The sequence below is a fragment of the Aquabacterium sp. genome (assembly GCF_021768455.1).
In the GTDB taxonomy this organism is placed as follows: Bacteria; Pseudomonadota; Gammaproteobacteria; order Burkholderiales; family Burkholderiaceae_C; genus Aquabacterium.
Genome location: NZ_JAIZVX010000052.1, coordinates 1 through 24,793, shown reverse-complemented (window position 1 = coordinate 24,793; position 24,793 = coordinate 1). Strand labels below are relative to the sequence as shown.

Below are 24,793 nucleotides of genomic sequence, written 5' to 3'. Positions count from 1 at the left end.
GCCCCACCACCCTGCCCACCATGCCAATCTGGACCGCCCTGATCCCCGCCTCGGCGATGCCCTCGCCGTCGGCACAGGGCTGCCCTCTCGCGCCACCCACTGAGGCCACAGACGACGCGAAGCCCACTGTGCTCGACCGCCAGCACCTGGCCTGGTGGTGCCTGCAATGGAGCCCCCGCGTGGCCATGCTGGAAGACAGCGTGGTGCTGGAGTGGGAGGCCAGCCGGCGCCTCTTCGGTGGCCAGGGGCGCTTGTTGCGCCGCCTGGCCGAGGGCGCTGCCCAGGCCGGTTGCCAAGGTTGGGCCCATGGGCGCACGGCTCTGGCGGCCCTGGCCCAGGCGCGCTGCTCGCAACGTCCCAGACCTCGGCGGCTGGCCGATCTGCCCCTGCACACCTTGAGCGCCTTGAACGCGCACGAGGCCACGCTGAGCCGCCTGGGCTGCCGCACCGTGGGCGATGTGCTGAACCTGCCCCGACATGGCCTCAGCCGGCGCCTGGGTGCAGAGCCCCTGCGCGCACTCGATCAGGCCGCAGGCCTGCGCCCCGAGGCCTTCAACTGGGTGACCCTGCCCGATGAATTCGAAGCCAGGGTGGAACTGCCTGGCCGGGTCGATTCGGCCCTTGGCATGCAGCAGGCGGCCGACTTGCTGCTCCAGCGCCTCTGCGCCTGGCTGGCAGGCCAGCACGCCGGCGTGCGCAGCTTCACCCTGCGCTGGCAGCACGATGGCCAACGCCGCGACGCCGACAAGCAAGGCGAATGGCCTGTGCGCCTGGCCACGCCCAGCCAGGACCTGCGCACCCTGCGGTCCCTGCTGGCCGAGCACCTGCGGCGCATCACCTTGCAAGCCCCTGTTGGCGAGGTGGGCCTGCACGCGGCCGACATCGCCCCCCTGGTGACCGACAACGCCGACCTGTTCATCGACACCGGTGGCAGCAGCCTGCTCCAGCCCGACGCCCTGCGCACACCATCGGCACTGCGCCAGCAGGAAGCCCGCCTGCTGACCCTGCTCGACAAGCTGGCCGTGCGCCTGGGCCCGGAGCGCGTGCAGCAAGGTCGGCTGCAAGGCGACCACCGCCTGGACCACAGCCAGCGCTGGGAAGCGTTCTCCGGTGCCGCAGCGGCCACGCTTGCTGCGCCCTTATCACGCACATGCCCGGGACAGCCCCTCACCACCTTGCCAATGGGCGAGCTCCTGCCCGCCCCTACCTGGTTGCTGCCCCAACCGCAGCCCCTGTCCCTGCAGCGCGACGCCCAGGGCCGGCAGGAACGCCCCGTTTACCAGGGCACGCTGCGCCTGCTGGCCGGCCCACACCGCATCGAAGCTGGCTGGTGGGACCGCACCGCGCCAGAGGCAGAGGCCGCCCTCGGCCTCACAGACAGCGCTCGCGACTACTACCTGGCCAGCAGCGAGCGGGCCGGTTTGCTCTGGGTCTTCAAGGTGCGCCGCGAACCCGGCGATCTCCGCAGCCCCTGGTTCCTGCACGGCTTTTTTGCCTGACCCGCTGCGGTTTCCACCATGCCCGTCGCACCCCGGCACGCATCTTCGGCCTCGATGGAGGCACTCTTTCCCCTTGGCCTGCGCCACATGGGGCTGCCCGATTACGCCGAGTTGCACGCCGCCAGCAACTTCAGCTTCCTGCAAGGGGCCTCGCACGCCGAAGAGCTCATCCAGCGAGCCCTGGCCCTGGGCTACCGCGGCCTGGCCATCACCGACGACTGCACCCTGGCCGGCGTCGTGCGCGCCCACCTGGCCCTGCGAGATGCGCGCGAGTCCGGCCTGCCAGGGGCCGACACCTTCCAGCTGCTCATCGGCAGCCAGTTCCTGATCAGCCCCACCCAGGCAGAAGCCCAGGCCGGAGTGCCACCTGCCAAGCTCGTCGCCCTGGCCTGCCACCGCGAGGGGTATGCCAGCCTGTGCCAGTTCATCACGGCCCTGCGTCGCGCCGAACCTGGCAAAGGCGCCAGCCCCCTGCACCGTCACCAACTCACGTCGGCATCACTCTCAGGCTGCGTGCTCATCTACCTGCCAGACCGCGCTCACGCGAGGGCTGCCCTGATGCGCCAGAAACAGGAGCCCGGGCAGAACACGCCTGACACCGTCTGGCAGCCCATCCACGAGCAGGCCGCCTGGCTGCAAGGCCTGTTCCTCGGCAGACTCTGGCTGGGCGTGGCCCTGCACCATCACCTTGATGACGCCTGGTGGCTGCACGGCCTGCGTGGTGTGGGCGAGGCCAACAGCCTGCCCCTGGTCGCCAGTGGCGACGTGCTCATGCACGTGCGCTCGCGCAAACCCCTGCAGGACGTGCTGACCGCCGTGCGCCTGGGTCAGCCTGTGTCCGAATGTGGCCTGGCCCTGGAACGCCACGCCGAGCGGCACCTGCGCAGCCGCCTGCGCCTGAGCCAGCGCTACCCGGCCGACCTATTGGCCGCCACACTCGATGTGGCCGCGCGCTGCCACTTCAGCCTCGACGAACTCCGCTACGAATACCCCGAAGAGGTCGTACCGCGAGGCAGCACGCCGCCTCTTCACCTGCGCCACCTCACCCTGGCTGGCTTGCGAGTGCGCTACCCGCAAGGGGCACCATGGGGGGTGCGAAAGCGCATCGTGCACGAACTGCGGCTCATCCACGAGATGGCCTACGAAAAGTACTTCCTCACCGTGGAAGACATCGTCCGCTTCGCGCGCAGCCAGGGCATTCTCTGCCAGGGGCGCGGCAGCGCGGCCAACTCCGCCGTCTGCTACGCCCTGGGCATCACCGAGGTCAACCCGCAAGAGGCCACCCTGCTGTTCGAGCGTTTCATCTCCAAGGAACGCGGCGAGCCGCCCGACATCGACGTCGACTTCGAACACGACCGCCGCGAAGAAGTCATCCAGTACATCTACCGCAAATACGGCCGCGACCGCACCGCGCTCACCGCCACCGTCATCAGCTACCGCACCCGCAGCGCCCTGCGCGACGTCGGCAAGGCCATGGGCTTCAGCCTCGACGAGACCGAGCAGGCCGCCCGCCATCTGCAATGGTGGGACCGCAGCGAGCACATGGCCGAACGACTGGCCGAGGCCGGGCTCGATCCCAGCTCGCGCCGCGTGCAGATCTGGCTGGAACTGACCCGCGTGCTCATCGGCTTCCCGCGCCACCTCAGCCAGCACACAGGCGGCTTCGTCATCGCCGGCGGCCAGCTCAGCCGCATGGTGCCCATCGAAAACGCCTCCATGCCCGAGCGCAGCATCATCCAGTGGGACAAGGACGACCTCGAGGCCCTGGGCCTGATGAAGGTCGACGTGCTGGCCCTGGGCATGCTGAGCGCCATCCGCCGCGCCCTGCACTTCGTCGGCCAGCGTCGCGGCCAGGTCTTTCGCATGCAGGACATCCCGCAGGAAGACGCCGACACCTACGACATGGTCTGCCGCGCCGACACCATCGGCGTCTTCCAGATCGAAAGCCGCGCTCAGATGAGCATGCTGCCGCGCCTGCAGCCCCGCACCTTCTACGACCTGGTCGTCGAAGTGGCCCTGGTGCGCCCAGGGCCCATCCAGGGCGGCATGGTCCACCCCTATCTGCAGCGCCGCGAGGCCCTTCGTGCCGACCCGAACGCGCCCCTGCCTAGCCCTCCGCGACTGGGCGAGGCCCTGGCCCGCACCCTGGGCGTGCCCATCTTCCAGGAGCAGGTCATGCAGATCGCCGTGCTGGCTGCCGGCTTCACGCCTGGCCAGGCCGACCAGCTTCGCCGCGCCATGGCCTCCTGGCGCAAGAAAGGCGAAGTCGACCGCTTCAAGGCCCGGATCGTCGAAGGCATGCGCTACCGACAGTACGAAGACGCCTTCATCGAGCAGATCTGCCAGCAGATCGAGGGCTTCGGCTCCTACGGCTTCCCCGAGTCCCACGCCGCCAGTTTTGCCAAACTGGTCTACCTCAGCGCCTGGCTGAAATGCCATGAACCCGCCGCCTTCCTGGCCGCCCTGCTCAATGCGCAACCGCTGGGCTTTTACTCGCCCAGCCAGCTCGTGCAGGACGCTCGCCGCCATGGCGTCGACGTCCTCCCGGCCGACGTGCAACACAGCGCGGTCGACACCCACCTGGTCGAAACCGAGGCTTCTGCTGCCTGGGCACAACGCCCCATTCAGGCCGCCACGCGCCCCAAAGACCACCGTTTTTCACACGCCACGCCACCTCAGCCTGCCACCCCGCAACCCGCCGTACGACTCGGGCTGCGCCTCATCGCCGGCCTCGGTCACGACGCCCTGCAACGCATCGTGGACGCCCGCCAGCAAGGCGGCCCCTTCACCAATGTGGATGAATTCGCGCGCCGTGCCGGCCTGAGCCAGGCTGAATTGCGCGCCCTGGCCAGCGCCGACACCCTCGAAAGCCTGGCCGGCCACCGCAGACAACAGGTCTGGGAGGCTGCGGCACTGCACAAGGCCCCTGCCCTGCTGCGCGAAGTCCCCGTGCACGAAGCGCCGCTGCAGCTTGAAGCCCCCCCCGAGGCGGAAGACATCACCTTCGACTACGCCGCCCTCGGCCTCAGCCTGCGGCGTCACCCGCTGGCGCTGTTGCGACCGCACCTGGCCGCCATGCGCCTGAAAACCTCGGCCGAACTGCAAGGCTACCGAAACGGCCAGCTGGCGCGTGCCTGCGGCATCGTCACCGTGCGCCAGCAACCGGGCACGGCCTCGGGCGTGGTCTTCGTGACCCTGGAAGATGAAACCGGCACCGTCAACGTGGTGGTCTGGGCACACCTGAAGGAAAAGCAGCGCCGCGAACTCGTGCACAGCCGCCTCATGGCCGTCGACGGCAAATGGCAGCGCCAGGGCGAGGTGCGCCACCTGATCGCCGAGCGCCTGCACGACCTCACCCCCCTGCTCGGCCGCCTGGCCACGCACAGCCGGGACTTCCATTGAGCACCGCCGCAGCCCCCAGGCTCAAGCTTCGATTTTCTCGAACACGTCGGTGAAGCGGCTGCCGTCCCACACATAAAGCAGGTAGGCCGCGTGCATGCACTGCGAGGCGCCCTTCGGCTTGAACAGGCCCACGCACTCCCCACCCTCGTGGCGCACGCTGCGGTACACCACGCCCGTCGCGCCCTCTTGTCGCAACTGCGCGCCCAAAGCCTGAGAGGCCGCATAACTGTCCGTCGCATGCACCTCGGGCGACACGGCATCGGCCGGACGCAGATCGTGCAGCATGGCACTCACCTTCACCGCATACAGCCGCATCGAGAGCTGCATGGGTGGCTCGGCCGTCGCCGCCAGAAACCGCGCGTGGTGATACTGCGTCTCGGCAATCGCGGTCGCCTTTTCGCGGGCCGCGTAGAACATGCCGAAGCACCCGTCCGAGAACCGGCTGCCCGTGGGGTTCACATGCGTGAACGCCGCCATGATCGGCCCCGAACCAGGCCCCACGATGCGATCGGCCGCGGGCACCATGTCGATCACCCCGGCCTCGTCACGCAGGCGGTCGTTGGTCAGGGCCTCGAGCGCGTACAGCGCATCGAAATCGGCCGGATCGGCGATGCGATCGAAGATGTAGACCGTCGGGTAACGAGTAGGAATGATGCGGTGGGCGGGCTGCCACCGCACACGTCGCAGCGCGATCAGGACCAGCCCCCACCGCGCACCGAATCCAGGTAACGCCGTACCGCGAACAGGTCGGACACATTGCCCGCCAGCATGCGGGACAACGCCGAACGCCCGCCAAAAGGCGCGGCTGTGTTGGGCTGCCGCACCCAGACATCGGCCCGCTCATCCGGCAACAGGATCTGCAGCGACTTGTAGATGCCCAGCAGGTTGGAGAGCCGCTCCAGCGTGTCGCGCGACAGCTTGGCCGACTCCGGGGCCTTGCGCCACGCAAAAAAGGTGGAGCGCGCCGGCTGACCCAGCAGGGTGATCTGCTCGTCCACCGAAAGGCCCCAGGCCTCTGCCAGACGCGCAAAAGCCCGCAACCCGGCCGCACCCATCTGTTGCACAGACGGCGCGCCTGGTGCGGGCGATGTGGCGGGATGAAGAAGCGCACTCATCGTTCCATTTTAGACCTTCCTGCACGCAGAGTCCACAACCAGACGTCGCAAAGCCAAAAAGCAGGTTGAAAAGGCGGGATCAGCGGGTTTTGCCTTGCCGGACGCAATCCTAAGATCCAACAACAGACTGCCCAACGCTGCCATGACTGCTGCCATCACCACCGACAACCAGGAACGCGCACGCCACCTCGCTGGCACCATCCGAGAGGCCTTGGTGTACCTGGCGGACAGGGAGTCGCCTGAAATCCGGAACATGTTGCCCGAGGCCCTGGACGCCGTGGAACAGGCCGTGCCAGACAGCCGCAGCGTGCGCCTGGCCGGCGATGCGATACGTCAACTCCTGCGCCATGCGGCCCATCACCAGCCAGATCGCCTGGCCACCCTTTCCCGACTGGACCGATACGACCAGGCCTTGAGCGAGGCGCTCACCCCGCGCCCGGCCGTGAAACTCGTGATCTGGGATCTGGATGACACTTTCTGGCGGGGCACCCTTGCCGAGGGCGACACCCTTGTGATCCCGCCAGCCCATGTGGCGATGGTCCGGGAACTCACCCGGCGCGGCATCGTCAATGCCATCTGCTCCAAGAACGACTTTGCCGCAGCCCGGCAAAGACTGGAACAGGCTGGGATCTGGGACCAGTTCGTTTTCCCTCACATTGCCTTCGCGCCCAAAGGGCAGTTGATCAAGGAGATCATCGAACAGGCCCAGTTGCGCGCCGAGAACGTTCTTTTCATCGACGACAACCCGCAGAACCTGGAAGAGGCCCACTTCTACAACGCTGGCCTGCAAACCCTGGACGCCCAGGAACTCCCCAACCTGCTCCATCGGCCCGAACTGAAAGGCAAACCCGACGGCGGCGCCAGGCTGGCCCAGTACAAATTGCTGGAACAGCGCGTCCAGGAACGAATGACCGCTTCAAGCAACGAAGCCTTCCTGCGCCAGAGCGACATCCATGTGCGCATCACGTCCACCGCACCCCATGACGCCGAGCGTGTGCACGACATGCTCACGCGCACCAACCAGTTGAACTTCACCAAACAACGGCTCACGCTGGAGGAGGTCGGCACCCTGATCGCTGACCCTGCACGCACCACCGCCACCGTCAGCGTGCGAGACCGCTTTGGAGACCATGGCGTGATCGGCTGGTACTGCCTGCAAGGCCACACGCTCGAGCACTTCCTCTTCTCCTGCCGGATCATCAACCTGGGCATCGAGCAATGGGTCTACGCGCACCTGGGACGCCCCAAACTGGACGTCGTGGGCGAGACCGCTTCATCGCCCTTCGACAGCGACGTCCCGCTCGACTACATCACCCTCGACACCGCGTCTCCCACTGCGAACGCGCCCACAACCCTCCAGGCTGACCCCGTTGCGCACCGCAAACTGCGCATCTTTGCCTCGGGCGCCTGCGACATGTATTACCTCGTCGGCACCCTCGCCAATGCGCTGACCGACGTCACGTTCGAGTGCAACACCTTCCGCGGCAACGCCCGCGGCGTCAACGTCGCCACCGAATACCTGCGCTCCTGCTTCGAGATGAGCGACGACGACAAGGCCTTCTGCCGCCAACACTTCCACAACTACACCGGACAAGGCGCCTTCCAGACCCAGTTGTTCAACGGTCAGCACGACTACGCCCTCTTCTCCTTCAACGACGACGCCGAACTCTTCATTCATCAGAAGCGCGACCAGGACCAGCTGCGCGTGGTCTTGAGCGAGAGCGCAACCTACAGCGTCACGCCAGTCATGCCCCCAGAGGGTCAAGACGCGGACAAATGGCTGTGCGAGCACTTCGACAGCCTGGGCCTGATCACGCCGGAACGCTTCCGGGAAAACCTGTGCTGGATCGCGGACCGCATGCCCGCCCACACCCGCATCCTCCTGATGACACTGCCGGAATTCAACTACTTCCGCAATGCCTTGCCAAGTTTCCCCCAGTACCGCCGCCAATGCCTGCGGCTCAATCGCGTGATCCGCAGCCTGTGCGCTGAGGACCCCCGCTTTGGTCTGATCGAGATGAACCGCTACATCACCGATCGCCAGCACTTCACCGACTACGTCATGCACCTGCGGCCCGAACAGGGCTTCTTCATCGCCTGCGAAGCCCTTCACCGCATGGCGCAGCGTCCTCTCGCAACCGACTTGATGGGCCCTCTGCCCTTGCGTGGGCGCCAGGTGGCCTTGCTTGGCAAGGGGCTGGAGACCCTGCCCTACCGCCTCACGCTCGAAGCCGCTGGCGTCGAAGTCGCCCTCTGTGCAGCCCAGTCTCCCTGGGCCGATCAAGGCCTGGCGCATGGCACGCCTCCCGTCCCGCTGTCCCAGGTCGCAGGGCAGGCCGACAAGCTGTTTGCCATCGTCACCCCCCAACTCGCGGCCAGCCCAGGCAGCCTCGCCAGCCTGGGCTACACCCGTCCCGAAGACTGCTGGATCCTGCCGGACAGCGCCTTCAACCTGGACTGGAAAGAGCGCTGAACGCCGCGCCCAGTCAAAAAAAAGCCCTCACCGTTGCCGGCAAGGGCTCTCTCATTGAGCGAAGACAGCTCGCTTACTTTTTGCTCGGCGGCAAATCGGTGCAGGAACCGTGCGCCACCTCCGCAGCCATGCCAATGCTTTCGCCCAGCGTGGGGTGCGGGTGGATGGTCTTGCCGATGTCGACCGCATCGGCCCCCATCTCGATCGCCAGGGCGATCTCGCCGATCATGTCGCCAGCGTGCGTGCCGACGATGCCACCGCCCAGGATGCGGCCGTGGCCATGGGCCTCGGGCGAATCATCGAACAGCAGCTTGGTGAAGCCCTCGTCGCGGCCATTGGCAATCGCGCGACCCGACGCCGTCCACGGGAACAGGCCCTTCTTGACCTTGATCCCCTGCGCCTTGGCCTGGTCCTCGGTGAGGCCCACCCACGCCACTTCGGGGTCGGTGTAGGCCACGCTCGGGATCACGCGGGCGTCGAACTGCGACTTCGCCAGCTTCTCGTCACCCAGCAGCGTGCCGGCGATGACTTCCGCCGCCACATGGGCCTCGTGCACCGCCTTGTGCGCCAGCATGGGCTGGCCCACCAGGTCACCGATGGCGAAGATGTGCGGCACGTTGGTGCGCATCTGCACGTCCACCGGGATGAAACCACGGTCGCTCACGGCCACGCCAGCCTTGTCGGCCGCGATCTTCTTGCCGTTGGGCGTGCGGCCCACCGCCTGCAGCACCAGGTCGTATGTGCCTTCGCTCTTGGTGCCGTCCAGGCCCTCAAACTGCACCTTGATGCCTTCGGGCGTGGCTTCTGCGCCCACCGTCTTGGTCTTCAACATGATGTTGTCGAAGCGCGGCGCGTTCATCTTCTGCCAGACCTTGACCAGATCGCGGTCCGCACCCTGCATCAGGCCGTCCATCATCTCCACCACGTCCAGGCGGGCGCCCAGCGTGGAGTAGACGGTGCCCATCTCGAGGCCGATGATGCCGCCACCCACGATCAGCATCTTCTTGGGCACCGACTTCAGCGCCAGCGCGCCCGTCGAGTCCACGATGCGCTCGTCCTTCGGGAAGAAAGGCAGGTGCACGGCTTGCGAGCCGGCCGCGATGATGGCCTGCTTGAACTTCACCACCTTGGTGGTGCCAGTCTTGTCCTGGCCGTCGCCCGTGGTTTCTTCGACCTGCACGTGGTACGGGTCGATGAAGGCACCATAGCCGCGCACGGTCGTGACCTTGCGCATCTTGGCCATGGCCGCGAGGCCACCGGTCAGCTTGCCGATGACCTTTTCCTTGTGCGTGCGCAGTTTGTCGATGTTGACAGCGGGCGCGCCAAATTCCACGCCCAGGTCGGCCAGGTGGCTGACCTCGTCCATCACCGCCGCCACATGCAACAGGGCCTTGGAGGGAATGCAACCCACATTCAGGCACACCCCACCCAGGGTGGCGTAGCGCTCGACGATCACGACCTTCAGGCCCAGATCTGCTGCGCGGAAGGCCGCCGAGTAGCCGCCAGGACCAGCGCCCAGCACCAGCACGTCGCACTCCACATCGGCCGGGCCGCTGTAGCTGCCCGCAGGGCCTGCGGGTGCAGCCACCACGGCAGCCGGGGCCGACGCAGGTGCAGCAGCCGGTGCGGCCACCGGGGCAGCGGCCGGCGCAGGAGCGGCAGCGCCACCTTCGGCGGCTTCCAGCACCAGCAGCACGGTGCCCTGGTTCACCTTGTCACCCAGGGCGACCTTGAGCTCCTTCACCACGCCGCCGTGCGACGAGGGGATCTCCATGGAGGCCTTGTCGCTCTCCACGGTGATCAGGCTCTGCTCTGCCTTCACCGTGTCGCCGGGCTTGACCAGCAACTCGATGATGGCCACGTCTTTGAAGTCACCGATGTCGGGGACTTGGACTTCGATCAATGCCATGTCGTGCCTCCGATCACAGCACGATGCGGCGGAAGTCCGCCAGCAACGATGCGAAGTAGACGTTGAAACGGGCCGCTGCGGCACCGTCGATCACGCGGTGGTCCCACGACAGCGACAGCGGCAGGATCAGGCGAGGCTGGAACGCCTTGCCATCCCACTTCGGCTCGATGGTGCTCTTGCACACACCCATGATGGCCACCTCGGGCGCATTGATGATCGGGGTGAAGTACTTGCCACCGATGCCGCCCAACGACGAGATCGAGAAGCAGCCACCGCTCATCTCAGCCGGGCTCAGCTTGCCGTCACGGGCCTTCTTGGCCAGCTCGGACATCTCTTGCGAGATCTGGAAGATGCCCTTCTTGTCGCAGTCCTTGATGACCGGGACCATCAGGCCGTTGGGCGTGTCCGCCGCAAAGCCGATGTGGAAGTAGTTCTTCAGCACCAGCTGCTCGCCGTCCAGCGAGGCATTGAACTCGGGGAACTTCTTGAGCGCGGCCACAGCGGCCTTGATCATGAAGGCCAGCATCGTGACCTTGACGCCCGACTTCTCGTTTTCCTTGTTCAGCTGAACGCGGAAGGCTTCGAGCTCGGTGATGTCGGCCTCGTCGTGGTTGGTGACGTGCGGGATCACCACCCAGTTGCGATGCAGGTTGGCACCCGAGATCTTCTTGATGCGCGAGAGGTCCTTGCGCTCGATCGGGCCAAACTTGCTGAAATCGACCTGCGGCCAGGGCAGCAGGCCCGGGAAGGCACCGCCCGCTGCAGCGGAGCCAGCGGCGGGCGCCTTGGCCTTTTGCGCAGCCGTCTGCACCGCACCCGACATCACACCCTTCACGAAGGTTTCGATGTCGGCCTGCGTGATGCGGCCCTTCAAGCCCGTACCCTTGAGCTCGTTGAGCGGCACGCCCAGTTCGCGGGCGAGTTTGCGGATGCTGGGCGATGCGTGAGGCAGGCTGGCGCTCGGGGTGCCAGGCTGGTGCGCAGGCACGGCGGCAGCCGGGGCTGCGACCGGCGCGGGAGCGGCCACCGGGGCCGAAGCCACAGCAGGCGCCGCAACCGGTGCCGCGGCGGCTGGGGCTGCCGCCGGGGCCGAAGCGCCCGCAGCGCCTTCCAGCACAGCAATCGGCGAACCCTTGGCCACCTTGTCACCCAGCTTCACCAGCAGGCTCTTGACCACACCGGCGTGCGACGACGGGATCTCCATCGAAGCCTTGTCACTTTCAACGGTGATCAGGCTCTGCTCGGCCTTCACCGTGTCGCCCACCTTGACCAGCAGTTCGATCACCGCAACCGAATCGAAGTCACCGATGTCCGGCACCACGATCTCGATCGGGCCAGCAGCCGCAGCAGGTGCGGCCACGGGCGCGGCAACAGGTGCCGCCACCGGGGAGGAGACTGCGGCAGCGGGGGCAGGCGCGGCTGCGGCGGGCGCAGCGGTCACCGCGTCGGCCGACTCCAGCACCAGCACCAGCGAGCCTTCTCGCACCTTGTCGCCCAGGGCAACCTTCAGTTCCTTGATCACGCCGGCATGCGACGACGGGATCTCCATCGAGGCCTTGTCGGACTCCACCGTGATCAGGCTCTGTTCGGCCTTCACGGTGTCGCCCACCTTCACCAGCACCTCGATGATCGCGACTTCATCAAAATCCCCGATGTCCGGGACCTTCACTTCAACCAATGCCATTTGAATGCTCCATGAGGAAGCGGGTGCAGGCAGCCGAGACACCGTCCGCATTCAGCGACGGTGTCTGCGCCACGCACCAGCTTCGGGTTCCGATCAAGCGTAGAGGGGGTTGACCTTGTCGGCCTTGATGCCGTACTTGGCAATGGCCTCGGCCACCTTGGACACCGGCAGCTTGCCTTCGTCCGCCAGCGACTTCAGGGCGGCCACGACCACGTAGTGGCGGTTCACCTCGAAGTGCTCGCGCAGCTTGCTGCGGAAGTCGCTGCGGCCAAAGCCGTCGGTCCCCAGCACGCGGTAGGTCCGGCCCTTCGGGATGAAGGGGCGGATCTGCTCGGCATAGGCCTTCATGTAGTCGGTCGACGCCACCACGGGACCCTCATGGGCCTGGAGCTGCTGCGTCACGAAAGGCACTTGCGGTGCTTCCAGCGGGTGCAGCAGGTTGAAGCGGTCGGCAGACTGGCCGTCACGGGCCAGTTCGTTGAAGCTCGGGCAGCTCCAGACGTTGGCGCTCACACCCCAGTCGGCTTCGAGCAGGGCCTTGGCCGCGATCGATTCACGCAGGATGGTCCCCGAACCCAGCAGGTTCACGGTCGGGCCCTTCTTGCTGCCTTCTTCCAGCAGGTACATGCCCTTGATGATCTCGGCTTCCGTGCCGGCACGCAGGCCAGGCATCGGGTAGTTTTCGTTCAACAGGGTGATGTAGAAGAACACGTTTTCCTGGTCTTCCACCATGCGCTTGAGGCCGTGGTGCAGGATCACGCCGACTTCATGGGCAAAAGTCGGGTCGTAGGACACGCAGTTCGGGATGGTGTTGGCCAGGATGTGGCTGTGACCGTCTTCGTGCTGCAGGCCTTCGCCGTTCAGCGTGGTGCGTCCCGAGGTGCCACCCAGCAGGAAGCCACGGGCCTGCATGTCGCCGGCCGCCCAGGCCAGGTCACCGATGCGCTGGAAGCCGAACATCGAGTAGTACACGTAGAACGGCACCATGATGCGGTTCGAGGTGCTGTAGGACGTGGCTGCAGCGATCCAGCTGGACATGCCGCCGGCTTCGTTGATGCCTTCCTGCAGGATCTGACCGGCCTTGTCTTCGCGGTAGTACATCACCTGGTCCTTGTCGACCGGGGTGTACTGCTGGCCCTTCGGGTTGTAGATGCCAACCTGACGGAACAGGCCTTCCATGCCGAAGGTGCGGGCTTCGTCAACCAGGATGGGCACCACGCGGGGGCCGATTTCCTTGTCGCGCAGCAACTGGGTCAGGAAACGCACATAAGCCTGGGTCGTCGAGATCTCGCGGCCTTCGGCAGTCGGTTCCAGCACGGCCTTGAAGGTGTCCAGGGCGGGCGTGACGAATTTCTCATCGGCCTTGACGCGGCGCTGCGGCAGGTAGCCACCGAGAGCCTTGCGGCGCTCGTGCAGGTACTTCATCTCGGGCGAGTCTTCGGCCGGCTTGTAGAACGGGATCTTCGGTAGCTCGGCGTCAGGGATCGGCAGGTTGAAGCGATCGCGGAAGTACTTGATGTCTTCGTCGGTCAGCTTCTTGGTCTGGTGGACGGTGTTCTTGCCTTCACCGACCTTGCCCATGCCGAAGCCCTTGACCGTCTTGATCAGCAGCACGGTGGGCTGACCCTTGTGGTTCACGGCCTGGTGGTAAGCGGCGAACACCTTTTGGGGGTCGTGGCCACCACGCTTGAGGTTCCAGATCTCGTCGTCGGTCAGCTTGGAGACCAGTTCGGCGGTGCGCGGGTCCTTGCCGAAGAAATGCTTGCGCACATAGGCGCCGTCGTTGGCCTTGAAGGCCTGATAGTCACCGTCGAGGGTGTCCATCATCAGCTTGCGCAGGGCGCCGTCCTTGTCCTTGGCCAGCAGCTTGTCCCACTCGCTGCCCCACAGCAGCTTGATGACGTTCCAGCCCGAACCGCGGAACTCGCCTTCAAGCTCCTGCACGATCTTGCCGTTGCCACGCACAGGACCGTCGAGGCGCTGCAGGTTGCAGTTGATCACGAAGATCAGGTTGTCCAGGCCTTCGCGTGCGGCCAGGCCGATCGCGCCCAGGGATTCCGGCTCGTCCATTTCGCCGTCGCCGCAGAACACCCATACCTTGCGGTTGCTGGTGTCGGCAATGCCGCGGGCGTGCAGGTACTTCAGGAACCGAGCCTGGTAGATGGCCATCAGAGGGCCCAGGCCCATCGACACGGTCGGGAACTGCCAGAAACCGGGCATCAGCTTGGGATGCGGGTAGCTGGAGAGGCCCTTGCCATCGACTTCCTGGCGGAAGTTCAGCAGTTGCTCTTCGGTCAGGCGACCTTCCAGGTAGGCGCGGGCGTAAACGCCGGGCGACACGTGACCCTGGAAGTAGACGCAGTCGCCACCGTGGTTTTCACCTTCGGCGTGCCAGAAGTGGTTGAAGCCGGCGCCAAACATGTGGGCCAGCGAAGCGAAGGAGCCGATGTGGCCACCCAGGTCGCCACCGTCTTCCGGGTTGTGGCGGTTGGCCTTCACGACCATGGCCATGGCGTTCCAGCGCATGTAGGCGCGCAGGCGCTCTTCGATCTCGATGTTGCCGGGGCAATGCACTTCGTCTTCAGCCGGGATGGTGTTGACGTAGGCCGTGGTGGCAGAGAAAGGCAGGTCGATGCCGGCCTGGCGTGCGTGGTCAAGTACCGTTTCAAGCAGATCGTGGGCGCGGGTGCGGCCCTCTGCGTCAATGACGCCGGACAATGCGTCCAGCCATTCGCGGGTTTCTTGAGGATCCAGGTCCAGAGATGCGGACACCATAGGATCGTGAGCAGACATGGGTTGAGTCTCCTGAAAGCGGCAGTGGCCCCAGGTGGGGGCTTCTGCCAGATGCGCGACCGTGGATAAACAGCGCGAATCGGGTCACTGTGGAACGGTTCTTCAGCTTTGGTGCGCTGTGAAACCGGGGAGCAATATAGCGCGGAATACAGACCATTCAGCCTGCGGAAGACCACACCGATAATCCACACATGCCTTTTTCTGCTTCGACCGACACACCGGTCACCACCTCGCCCCCGACCGCGGGCAAAACCAACCGCCTTTTCTGGCGCTGGTGGCGCAAACAATCGCCCAGCCAGCAGGACCGTTACGCCACGCTGGGCCCCCTGGTGTCGGTGCTGCTGTTCCTGGCCGCGATCATTGCGGCCTTCTGGTACCTGCGTAACGAAGAAATCGAACGAGAACAGGAGTCGGTGAAACGCGACACCGAGGTCGTTCAGCAACAGATTCGCCTGCGACTGATCGAAAACCAGGAGCAACTGATCCGCCTGGCCCGCGACATTTCCATGCGCACCGTTGATCCGGATCAATTCCTGAAACAGGCTGGCGACTTCGTGCGCGCCCGTCCGGAGGTGATCAGCGTGTCGTGGGTGCAGGCCGACGAGCGGATCAAGGCCAGCCAGTCCAGCCTGGGCCTGCCGCTGGAGCCAGGCCAGGGCATCGACCTCGACCAGTTCAGCCGCCAACTGGAGCCACAGGACGGCGCAGCCGAGCGCAACGAGCCCCACAGTGCTTTCCGCCTGGCGAAAGAGCGCAACCAGCCGGTGTACTCCCAGCCTTACGCCAACGCCCTGGCCACCAAGGTGATCCAGGTGCACATCCCGCTGATCGACCGCAGCGGCTTTGTGGGCACGGTGGTGACCGAGTACTCGCTCGAAGCCATGATGCGCTACCTCGTGCCGCGCGAGGTGGCCAGCCGCCACGCCATGAGCCTGGTCGAAATCGACGGCGAAACCCTGACCAGCACGGTGGGCAGCGTGACCGAGACCTCGGCCAAGCCCACCTTCGTGCACGAGGTCGTGGTGACGCCTGTGGGCAACGGCCTGATCCTGCGGGGCATGGGTTTTCGGACCTCCTCCAGCCTGATCGGCAACACCCTGTTCTGGATGGTCATGGCGCTCTCTGCGCTGACCGTGTGGACGCTGATGGGCACGTTGCGCCACATGCGACGCCGCTCGCAGATCCAGAAAACGCTGGTGCAGGAAACCAACTTCCGTCGCGCGATGGAGAACTCCATGCTCACCGGCATGCGCACCATCGACCTGGAAGGACGCATCACCTACGTGAACCCGGCGTTTTGCGCCATGACCGGTTTTTCCGAAGAAGAGCTGCTGGGTTGCGTGCCGCCCTACCCTTACTGGCCACGCGACCGCCTCGATGAGTTCAACCGCATGTTCCAGCAGGAGCTGCTGGGCCGCAGTCCCATGGGCGGCATCGAGGTGGTGATGCAGCGCCGCGATGGCAGCCAGTTCGACGCCCGCCTCTACGTCTCCCCCCTGATCGATGCCCAGGGCGACCAGACCGGCTGGATGACCTCGGTCACGAACATCACCGAGGCCAAGCGCGTGCGCGACCAACTCACCGCCGCCCATGAACGCTTCACCACCGTGCTGGAAGGCCTGGATGCGGCGGTGTCGGTGGTTTCGGTGCAGCGTGGCGAACTGCTGTTTGCCAACCGCTCCTACCGACTGTGGTTCGGCGCCAACCCCGACACCCACTCGCTGCTCACCGGCGGCCGCCTTCAGCCCGACTATGAGGGCGAGGCCGATGAGGCCGTCGACAGCTTTGGCGGCCTGCCCACGCAGGAGCTGACCAACGCGGGCAGCGACACGCACGAGGTCTTCATCGAAGGCGTGCAGAAGTGGTTCGACGTGCGCGCCCGCTACGTGCAGTGGACCGACGGCCACCTGGCCCAGATGCTGATCGCGACCGACATCAGCTCGCGCAAGCAGGCCGAAGAGGCCACCGCCCGGCAGGCGGAAAAAGCCCAGTTCACCAGCCGCCTGATCACCATGGGCGAAATGGCATCGACCGTGGCACACGAGTTGAACCAGCCATTGGCAGCCATCTCCAACTACTGCAGCGGCATGATCAGCCGGGTCAACGCCGGCAACATCGAGAACGAGGCCCTGATCGGCGCCCTCGAAAAAACCTCCCGACAGGCCCAACGCGCGGGCCAGATCATCCACCGCATCCGCCAGTTCGTGAAGCGCAGCGAGCCCCAGCGCCAGCCGGCCCGCGTGCGCGACATCACAGACGCCGTGATGGAGCTGGCCGTGTTCGAGATGAAGCGCCGCCGCGTCACGCTGCATGCCAACGTGGCCAACCGCCTGCCCATGCTGATGGCCGACCCCATCCTGATCGAGCAGGTGCTGCTCAACCTGCTGAAAAACGGGGCCGAGGCGATCGACGGGGCGCAAATGCCACAGTCGCGTCGCCACATCGACCTCCGCGTGCAGCAGCGCTATTTCGAGGATCAGGGCGATGTCGTCGAATTTTCCGTCACCGACAGTGGCCCGGGCATGAAGGAAGAGATGCTTGCCCGCCTCTTCGAGGCCTTCCATTCCACCAAAGCCGAGGGCCTGGGGATTGGCCTGAGTTTGTGCCGCTCGATCATCGAGTCACACCACGGTCGCATCAAGGCTGAGAACATCTACAATGGCCCTACGGTTACAGGGTGTTGCTTCACCTTTACCCTGCCGATCGACTCGGGTGCGCCGTCCGATTTTCAGGATTCGGCGCCACCCGCCTCCAACGACTTGCTTGCCGATAACCCATGAGCTTGATCCCCAAAAAAGGCACTGTGTATGTGGTTGATGACGACGAGGCCGTTCGCGACTCGTTGCAATGGCTGCTGGAAGGCAAGGACTACCGCGTGCGCTGCTTTGACAGCGCCGAATCCTTCCTCGCCCGGTTCGACCCGCGTGAAGTGGCCTGCCTGATCGCCGACATCCGCATGGATGGCATGAGCGGCCTGGAGCTGCAAGACAAGTTGCTGGAGCGCAAGTCGCCCCTGCCCATCGTGTTCATCACCGGCCATGGCGACGTGCCGATGGCTGTGAACACCATGAAAAAGGGCGCGATGGACTTCATCGAAAAGCCCTTCAAGGAAGACGCCCTCGTGGCCCTGGTCGAGCGCATGCTCGACGAGGCTCGCAACGCCTTCTCCAGCTCGCAGGAAGCCGCCAGCCGCGAGGCGCTGCTTTCGCGCCTGACCACGCGTGAAGCCCAGGTGCTCGAGCGCATCGTGGCCGGCCGCCTGAACAAGCAGATCGCCGACGACCTGGGCATCTCGATCAAGACTGTGGAAGCCCACCGCGCCAACGTGATGGAAAAGCTCAACGCCAACACCGTGGCCGACCTGCTCAAGATCGCCCTGGGTGCCAACGCCCCTGCCGGCGGCGCCCCCACAAAGTAAAGCCATACGAGGTGGCGCGGCCCTTGGCCAGCGCTGCCCGCCAGAAGGCCGCCTCACTCAGCATGTGGCGGCCTTTTTCAGTTTGATCCCCGCTCTCAGGAAACGACCATGACCGCTCAACTCATCGACGGCAACGCCTTGTCCAAGCAACTGCGTGGGGAGGTGGCCGAACGCGCCGCCGCCCTCGGCGCACAAGGCATCAAGCCCGGACTGGCAGTGATCCTGGTGGGCGACAACCCGGCCAGCCAGGTCTACGTGCGCAACAAGGTCAAGGCCTGCGAAGACAGTGGCCTGCACTCCGTGCTGGAAAAGTACGACGCCACGATGAGCGAAGCCGATCTGCTGGCCCGCGTCGAGGCGTTGAACAACGACCCGAGCATCCACGGCATCCTGGTGCAGCTACCTCTGCCCAAGCACATCGACGACCACAAGGTCATCGAGGCCATCTCGCCCCTGAAGGACGTGGACGGCTTCCACATTGCCAGCGCCGGCGCCCTCATGGTGGGCGAAACCGGCTTCAAGGCGTGCACGCCCTACGGCTGCATGAAGATGCTCGAATCCATCGGCATGAAGGACCTGCGTGGCAAACACGCCGTGGTGATCGGCCGCTCCAACATCGTGGGCAAGCCCATGGCCATGATGCTGCTGCAGGCCAATGCCACCGTGACCATCACGCACAGCGGCACGGCCGACCTGGCTCACCACACCCGACAGGCCGATGTGATCGTGGCCGCCGTGGGCAAGCGCAATGTGCTGACCGCCGACATGGTCAAGCCCGGCGCCGTGGTGATCGACGTGGGCATGAACCGCGATGACCACGGCAAGTTGTGCGGCGACGTCGATTTCAACGGTGTCAAGGACGTGGCCGGGGCCATCACGCCCGTGCCCGGCGGCGTGGGCCCGATGACGATTACCATGTTGCTGGTCAACACCATGGAAGCGGCCGAACGGGCCGCCGCCCAACGGACCTGATCCACCCGCCACACCGCAGGACAACGCACCCGACCATGAGCACCAACCCTTTGCTTGACACCACCGGCTTGCCCCTGTTTGACCAGATCAAGCCTGAACACGTGACACCCGCACTGGACGTGCTCCTGGCCGAAGCGGAAGCCGCTCTGGTCAAGGTCACCGGCCCCGATGTGCCGCCCGACTACGACGCCCTCTCGCTGCTGCTCGATGTGAGCACCGAGCGCATGGGCCGTGCCTGGGGCGCGGTGGGCCACCTCAACAGCGTGGCCGACACGCCCGAGTTGCGGGCCGCCTACAACGAGAACCTGCCGCGCATCACCGAGTTCTACACGCGCCTGGGCTCCGACGAGCGCCTCTATGCCAAGTACAAGGCCCTGAATGCCGCCCAGGCTTCGCTGCCGGCCGAACAGCGCCTGAGCCCCGCCCGCCAGCGCGCACTCGACAACGCCTTGCGCGGCTTCGTGCTGGGTGGTGCCGAGCTGCAAGGTGAGGCCAAGGCCCGTTTTGCCGAGATCCAGGAGTTGCAGGCGGCCAAGTCCCAGGCTTTCTCCGAACACGTGATGGACGCCACCGACGCATTCGCCCACTACGCCAGCCTGGATGAGCTGGCCGGTGTGCCGCAGGATGTGATCGACGCCGCCCGTGCGGCGGCCGAAGCCGAGGGCAAGGAAGGCCACAAGCTGACCTTGCACATGCCCAGCTACCTGCCGGTGATGCAATACGCCACGCACCGCCCGCTGCGCGAAACGCTTTACCGCGCCTACGCCACGCGTGCCAGCGAGTTTGGTGCGCCCGAGCGCGACAACGGCCCGCTGATGCAGGAGATCCTGGCCTTGCGCCAGGAAGAGGCCCAGCTGCTGGGTTACGCCAACTTCGCCGACGTGTCGCTCGTGCCCAAGATGGCCACCAGCCCCACACAGGTGATGGACTTCCTGCGTGACCTGGCCCGACGCGCCCGCCCCTTCGCCGAGAAGGACATGGCCGAGCTGCGCGAATTCGCCGCCACCGAGTGCGGGCTGCCCGATCTGCAGGCCTGGGACGTGGCCTTCGTCAGCGAAAAGCTCAAGGAAGCCCGCTACGCGTTCAGTGATCAGGAAGTGAAGCAGTACTTCACCGAGCCCACCGTGCTCAAGGGCCTGTTCGGCCTGATCGAGAAGCTCTTCGAGGTGCAGATCCAGCCTGATGTGGCACCCGTGTGGCACGAGTCGGTGCGCTTCTTCCGCATCGAGCGCGCCGGCAAGCTGGTGGGTCAGTTCTACCTGGACCCCTATGCCCGCGCAGGCAAGCGCCCAGGCGCCTGGATGGACGATGTCCGCGGACGCTGGACTCGCCCCGACAACGGCCAGACCCAGACCCCCGTGGCCCACCTCGTCTGCAACTACGCCAAGGGTGTGGGCGACAAGCCGGCCCTGCTGACCCACGACGACGTGACCACGCTCTTCCACGAGTTTGGCCATGGCCTGCACCACATGCTGACCCAGGTCGATGACATCGGCGTGGCCGGCATCAGCGGGGTGGAGTGGGACGCGGTCGAGCTGCCCAGCCAGTTCATGGAAAACTTCTGCTGGGAGTGGGACGTGGTGCAGCAGCTCACCTCCCATGTGGACACCGGCGCCCACCTGCCGCGCACGCTGTTCGACAAGATGAACGCGGCCAAGAACTTCCAGAGCGGCATGATGACCCTGCGTCAGGTGGAGTTTTCGCTGTTCGACATGCGCCTGCACGCCGAACCTGCCCAGGCCAGCAACGTGCAAGGCGTGGTGGACGAAGTGCGTCGGGAGGTCGCGGTCAACATCCCGCCGGCTTTCAACCGCTTTCAACACAGCTTTTCACACATCTTTGCAGGCGGCTACGCCGCGGGTTACTACAGCTACAAGTGGGCTGAGGTACTCTCGGCGGACGCTTATGCGGCCTTCGAAGAAGCTTCCGATGGCAGCGCTGGCGTCCTGAACACCGATGTGGGCCGCCTGTACCGCGAAGCCATCCTCGAAGCCGGCGGCAGCCGCTCGGCCATGGAGAACTTCAAGGCCTTCCGCGGACGTGAGCCCAGCATCGACGCCCTGCTGCGTCACCAGGGCATGAGCTGAGCCGCGGCCCGCCCAACCTGATCGCCCCCAAAGCCCACTGCCCATGACCCGCCAGGCCTCTCCCTCATCCTCTCCGACCGCACGGCGAATTGCCTGGCTCGGTGGCTTGTTGCTGGCCCTGGGTGGTCTGAGCTCACCCGCCTGGGCGCTCTACAAGGTGGTGGGCCCCGATGGCAAGGTCACCTACACCGACCGGGCCCCGGCCAATCAAGCGGCCCAGGCGCTGAAGGCCAACGGCTCGGTCAGCTCGACCGACACCCTGCCCTACGAGCTGCAGAAAGTGGTGAGCCGCTACCCGGTGGTGCTGTTCAGCAGTCAGGTCTGCGCCCCCTGTGACGCGGGCCGACAGTTGCTCAAGGCCCGTGGCGTGCCCTTCACCGAAAAATCGGTGAGCACCCCCGAAGACGCAAAGGCCCTGCAACGCACGGAAGGCACTGAACAACTGCCCGTGCTGCGCATCGGCAGCAAGCAGCTGCTGGGCTACTCGGCCACCGACTGGACGTCCTACCTCGATGCGGCCGGGTATCCGGCCAAATCCGTCCTGCCCCTGAATCACCGCTGGGCGACGGCCACGCCACTGGCCCCTGTGGCCGTGAAGGTGGCCCCCGCCAGCGGCTCCTCTGAGGTTGAATCGACGCCTCAGCCCTCCCCCGCTGCGCCCACTGCCCCGGCAGGCAGCACCCCACCCGGTTTCCGTTTCTGACCTTGTCTTCTTCTACCTCTACCCGCCCCACGGGCCCGGTGCCCCGTGTGGCCGTGGTCGGTGGTGGTCCCGCAGGCCTGATGGCCGCGGAAGTGCTGGCCGCGTCCGGCGCCAGCGTCGACCTCTTTGACGCCATGCCCTCGGTGGGACGCAAGTTCCTGCTGGCAGGCCGTGGCGGCCTCAACCTCACACACGCGGAAGACTTTGAACGCTTCGGCACCCGCTTTGCCGAACGTTCGGCCTCGCTGGCGCCGGCCCTGGCGGCCTTCACACCCCAAGACCTGCGCGACTGGGCCGCGGGCTTGGGCGTGGAAACCTTCGTGGGCAGCTCCCAACGCGTGTTCCCGACCGACATGAAGGCCGCCCCCCTGCTGCGCGCCTGGCTGCACCGCCTGCGTGAAGCCGGCGTACGCTTCCACGCGCGCCATCGCTGGCTGGGCTGGGACGAAACGGGCGCGCTCAGGCTGCAGAGCCCGCAGGGTGAGATCAGGCACACCGCCGATGCCACCATCCTGGCCCTGGGCGGTGCCAGCTGGGCCCGTCTGGGCTCGGATGGCACCTGGGTGCCTCTGCTGGCCGAGCGAGGGGCCGATCTGGCCCCGCTGCAGCCCAGCAACTGTGGCTTCGACGTGGCCCCCACTGGCCCGGATCGCGAAGGTTGGAGCGCATTCCTGCGTGACAGGTTTGCCGGCCAGCCCATCAAGCCGGTTGCCATGTCGTTCACCAACGATGAAGGCGACACCCAGCGCCAGCAGGGCGAGTTCGTGCTGACGGACACCGGCATCGAAGGCAGCCTGGTCTACGCCTTTTCCAGTCGCATCCGCGAACGACTGAACCGCGCGGGCACGGCCACGGTGCACCTGGATCTGCTGCCCAGCCACACGGCCGAACAGGTGCTGGCCGAAGTCGGTCGTGCCCGCGGGCCACGCAGCCTGTCCACGCATTTGAAGAGCCGCCTGGGGATCCAGGGGCTGAAGATGGCCCTGCTGCACGAATGCCTGAGCGCCGAGCAGCTGAACCACGCGCCCAGCCTCGCTGCAGCGCTCAAGGCGCTGCCCATCACGCTGCGCAGCGCCCGCCCGATCGACGAAGCCATCAGCACCGCGGGCGGCGTGCGCTTCGAGGGCCTCACGCCGGAGCTGATGCTGAAGGGCCAGCCCGGGGTCTTCTGCGCCGGCGAGATGCTGGACTGGGAGGCCCCGACCGGGGGCTACCTGCTGACGGCCAGCATGGCCACCGGCCGCCAGGCGGCACGCGGCGCGCTGGCCTGGTTGCTCAGAAGCTGAGCGTCTTGACGCCAGCCGAGGTGCCCAGCAGGCAGACCGAGGCCTTGTTGCGGGCGAACACGCCCACGGTGACCACGCCCGGGATCTGGTTCACATCGGACTCGAACTGGGCGGGTGCCAGGATGCGCAGGCCGGTCACATCCACGATGAGGTTGCCGTTGTCGGTGGTCACGCCTTCGCGCACCTTGCCCGAACCGCCCAGCTTGGCAAAGGCGCGGATCACCTGGGCCGCGGCCATGGGGATCACCTCGACCGGCAGCGGGAACTTGCCCAGGGCCTCGACCAGCTTGGACTCGTCTGCGATGCACACGAACTGCTGGGCCAGGTCGGCCACGATTTTTTCGCGGGTCAGGGCCGCGCCACCGCCTTTGATCATGTGGCCGGCATGGTCGATCTCGTCGGCGCCATCGATGTAGACACCCAGTTCGGTGACCGACTCGGCGGGCAGCACGGTGATGCCCAGGCCTTGCAGGCGCTCGGTGCTGCGCACGGAGCTGGACACGGCACCGGCCACGCGCTTCGGGTCGGCCTTGAGCGCTTCGCCCAGGGCGTCAATGAACTTGTCGACGGTCGAGCCGGTGCCCACACCCACAATGCTGCCGGATGGCACGTAGTCGAGGGCGGCGCGGCCCACCAGGGCCTTGAGTTCGTCTTGGGTCATGAGGGTGTCTCAGCGGTTCAGAAAATCAGGGCATGGCGCGGCCCGTGAGCCACATCCATGCGGCCAGCAGGCCGATCAGGATGGGCTGGTGCACCATGTAAAACGTCAGGCTCCAGCGCCCCAGGGTGGCGAGCCAGCGCCACAGCGCAGGCGGTCTGGGCGCCAGAGCGGTATTGTCGCCGGAAGTGCCTGGCTGTGGCGCGCCGGGCTCCTTGGGCACAGGCGACGCCAGCAGCATCGGACGGTGTCGCAAGAGCCACTGGGTGGCGGCCATGCCCCACCACATCACGCCCAGCCAGGGCAGCAGGGGCACGTGGTCTTCGGTGATGGGTTTGTGGGTGTAAAGGCCCACCCAGTCGGTGAAGCGGGTGTCGAAAGCCGGGTGCTGCACCCACCACGGCAAGGCCACGGCCAGCGCACCCAAGGCCCAGAGCCAGGGGCCCAGGGGAGCGCTCAGCCGGGCGATCAGCAGCATCACGGCCATGCCATGCAGCACACCGAAGTAAATGAAGCTGTTGGGGAACATCAGGCTGCTGCCCAGGCTCACGAGCAAGGCACAGCCCAACACCTGGGCCCAGCGTTTGCCGAAGCGGGCCCAGCCCTGCCCCTGATGCAGTGCCACGGCCTGCCCGGCACCGGCGCAAAGCAGAAAGAGCGACAGGATGCAGGTGCGCTGGATGGTCCACAAGGGGTCGCTGTAGAAGTTCGCGTCGATCAGGCGCCAGTTGCTCAGGTCGAAGCAGAAGTGGAACAGCGCCATCCAGACCAGGGCGATGCCGCGCAGGGCGTCG

16 protein-coding genes are annotated in these 24,793 nt (G+C 66.0%); 9 read left to right on the top strand and 7 right to left on the bottom strand.

The features are described from left to right. Window positions 1–20 precede the first annotated feature (20 nt). Entirely contained in the window at window positions 21–1,499 is a 1,479-nt protein-coding gene (locus QZ994_RS08885) for a DNA polymerase Y family protein (RefSeq protein WP_290871069.1), read from the top strand. An 87-nt stretch (window positions 1,500–1,586) separates the two neighbouring features. After that, window positions 1,587–4,901 carry an error-prone DNA polymerase gene (locus QZ994_RS08880; protein WP_290871071.1) on the top strand — a complete coding sequence of 1,105 codons (3,315 nt, stop codon included), beginning with the start codon at window positions 1,587–1,589 and terminating at the stop codon, window positions 4,899–4,901. 21 nt (window positions 4,902–4,922) lie between these two features. On the opposite strand, the gene QZ994_RS08875 is transcribed toward QZ994_RS08880, so the two are convergent. Both QZ994_RS08875 and QZ994_RS08870 read right to left on the bottom strand, forming a co-directional pair. After that, on the bottom strand, window positions 4,923–5,579 hold the full coding sequence (locus QZ994_RS08875) for an RES family NAD+ phosphorylase (RefSeq protein WP_290871067.1): 657 nt from the start codon (window positions 5,577–5,579) through the stop codon (window positions 4,923–4,925). Between the two features lie 14 nt (window positions 5,580–5,593). After that, complete coding sequence (locus QZ994_RS08870) at window positions 5,594–6,016, bottom strand: MbcA/ParS/Xre antitoxin family protein (protein WP_290871065.1); 423 nt, start codon at window positions 6,014–6,016, stop codon at window positions 5,594–5,596. 142 nt (window positions 6,017–6,158) lie between these two features. On the opposite strand from QZ994_RS08870, the gene QZ994_RS08865 reads away from it, so the two are divergent. Then, window positions 6,159–8,489, top strand: a complete 2,331-nt coding sequence (locus tag QZ994_RS08865) for an HAD family hydrolase (protein WP_290871063.1) — start codon at window positions 6,159–6,161, stop codon at window positions 8,487–8,489. Between the two features lie 73 nt (window positions 8,490–8,562). Here the strand turns inward: QZ994_RS08865 and lpdA are convergent, their stop codons facing one another. From lpdA to aceE, 3 genes are all read right to left on the bottom strand, one after another. Beyond that, window positions 8,563–10,398, bottom strand: coding sequence for a dihydrolipoyl dehydrogenase (gene lpdA, locus QZ994_RS08860; RefSeq protein WP_290871060.1), 1,836 nt, complete (start codon window positions 10,396–10,398; stop codon window positions 8,563–8,565). Window positions 10,399–10,411: 13 nt separating this feature from the next. Then, a complete protein-coding gene (gene aceF / locus QZ994_RS08855; protein WP_290871058.1) occupies window positions 10,412–12,082 on the bottom strand; it encodes a dihydrolipoyllysine-residue acetyltransferase in 1,671 nt (556 codons plus the stop codon). Window positions 12,083–12,175: 93 nt separating this feature from the next. Next, window positions 12,176–14,875, bottom strand: coding sequence for a pyruvate dehydrogenase (acetyl-transferring), homodimeric type (gene aceE / locus QZ994_RS08850; RefSeq protein ID WP_290871056.1), 2,700 nt, complete (start codon window positions 14,873–14,875; stop codon window positions 12,176–12,178). A 191-nt stretch (window positions 14,876–15,066) separates the two neighbouring features. On the opposite strand from aceE, the gene QZ994_RS08845 reads away from it, so the two are divergent. The 6 genes from QZ994_RS08845 (at window position 15,067) to QZ994_RS08820 (ending at window position 23,341) form a co-directional block, all read left to right on the top strand. Next, complete coding sequence (locus QZ994_RS08845; protein WP_290871054.1) at window positions 15,067–17,655, top strand: PAS domain S-box protein; 2,589 nt, start codon at window positions 15,067–15,069, stop codon at window positions 17,653–17,655. After that, complete coding sequence (locus tag QZ994_RS08840; protein WP_290871052.1) at window positions 17,652–18,293, top strand: response regulator transcription factor; 642 nt, start codon at window positions 17,652–17,654, stop codon at window positions 18,291–18,293. The genes QZ994_RS08845 and QZ994_RS08840 overlap by 4 nt, the downstream gene beginning before the upstream one ends. Window positions 18,294–18,401: 108 nt before the next feature. Beyond that, the gene (gene folD, locus QZ994_RS08835) at window positions 18,402–19,265 is read left to right on the top strand and encodes a bifunctional methylenetetrahydrofolate dehydrogenase/methenyltetrahydrofolate cyclohydrolase FolD (protein ID WP_290871050.1); all 864 of its coding nucleotides are present in this window, start codon (window positions 18,402–18,404) and stop codon (window positions 19,263–19,265) included. 35 nt (window positions 19,266–19,300) lie between these two features. Beyond that, window positions 19,301–21,352, top strand: coding sequence for a M3 family metallopeptidase (locus QZ994_RS08830; protein WP_290871048.1), 2,052 nt, complete (start codon window positions 19,301–19,303; stop codon window positions 21,350–21,352). A 43-nt stretch (window positions 21,353–21,395) separates the two neighbouring features. After that, window positions 21,396–22,055 (top strand): glutaredoxin family protein, encoded by a 660-nt coding sequence (locus QZ994_RS08825; RefSeq protein WP_290871045.1) that lies wholly within the window; start codon window positions 21,396–21,398, stop codon window positions 22,053–22,055. 2 nt (window positions 22,056–22,057) lie between these two features. Then, window positions 22,058–23,341, top strand: coding sequence for a TIGR03862 family flavoprotein (locus QZ994_RS08820; RefSeq protein ID WP_290871043.1), 1,284 nt, complete (start codon window positions 22,058–22,060; stop codon window positions 23,339–23,341). On the opposite strand, the gene rpiA is transcribed toward QZ994_RS08820, so the two are convergent. Together rpiA and QZ994_RS08810 are read right to left on the bottom strand one after the other, a co-directional pair. Then, a complete protein-coding gene (rpiA, locus tag QZ994_RS08815; protein ID WP_290871041.1) occupies window positions 23,331–24,002 on the bottom strand; it encodes a ribose-5-phosphate isomerase RpiA in 672 nt (223 codons plus the stop codon). The two genes, QZ994_RS08820 and rpiA, sit on opposite strands and share 11 nt — an antisense overlap. 25 nt (window positions 24,003–24,027) lie before the next feature. Beyond that, on the bottom strand, window positions 24,028–24,793 hold a 766-nt coding region (locus tag QZ994_RS08810), incomplete at its 5' end, for a DUF1624 domain-containing protein (RefSeq protein WP_290871039.1).

Coding starts and splice junctions, on each gene's coding strand:
- lpdA (WP_290871060.1), bottom strand. CDS start 10,398: ATGGCATTGATCGAAGTCCAAGTCCCCGACATCGGTGACTTCAAAGAC.
- aceF (WP_290871058.1), bottom strand. CDS start 12,082: ATGGCATTGGTTGAAGTGAAGGTCCCGGACATCGGGGATTTTGATGAA.
- QZ994_RS08845 (WP_290871054.1), top strand. CDS start 15,067: ATGCCTTTTTCTGCTTCGACCGACACACCGGTCACCACCTCGCCCCCG.
- QZ994_RS08825 (WP_290871045.1), top strand. CDS start 21,396: ATGACCCGCCAGGCCTCTCCCTCATCCTCTCCGACCGCACGGCGAATT.
- QZ994_RS08830 (WP_290871048.1), top strand. CDS start 19,301: ATGAGCACCAACCCTTTGCTTGACACCACCGGCTTGCCCCTGTTTGAC.
- aceE (WP_290871056.1), bottom strand. CDS start 14,875: ATGTCTGCTCACGATCCTATGGTGTCCGCATCTCTGGACCTGGATCCT.
- rpiA (WP_290871041.1), bottom strand. CDS start 24,002: ATGACCCAAGACGAACTCAAGGCCCTGGTGGGCCGCGCCGCCCTCGAC.
- QZ994_RS08865 (WP_290871063.1), top strand. CDS start 6,159: ATGACTGCTGCCATCACCACCGACAACCAGGAACGCGCACGCCACCTC.
- QZ994_RS08840 (WP_290871052.1), top strand. CDS start 17,652: ATGAGCTTGATCCCCAAAAAAGGCACTGTGTATGTGGTTGATGACGAC.
- QZ994_RS08870 (WP_290871065.1), bottom strand. CDS start 6,016: ATGAGTGCGCTTCTTCATCCCGCCACATCGCCCGCACCAGGCGCGCCG.
- folD (WP_290871050.1), top strand. CDS start 18,402: ATGACCGCTCAACTCATCGACGGCAACGCCTTGTCCAAGCAACTGCGT.
- QZ994_RS08880 (WP_290871071.1), top strand. CDS start 1,587: ATGGGGCTGCCCGATTACGCCGAGTTGCACGCCGCCAGCAACTTCAGC.
- QZ994_RS08885 (WP_290871069.1), top strand. CDS start 21: ATGCCAATCTGGACCGCCCTGATCCCCGCCTCGGCGATGCCCTCGCCG.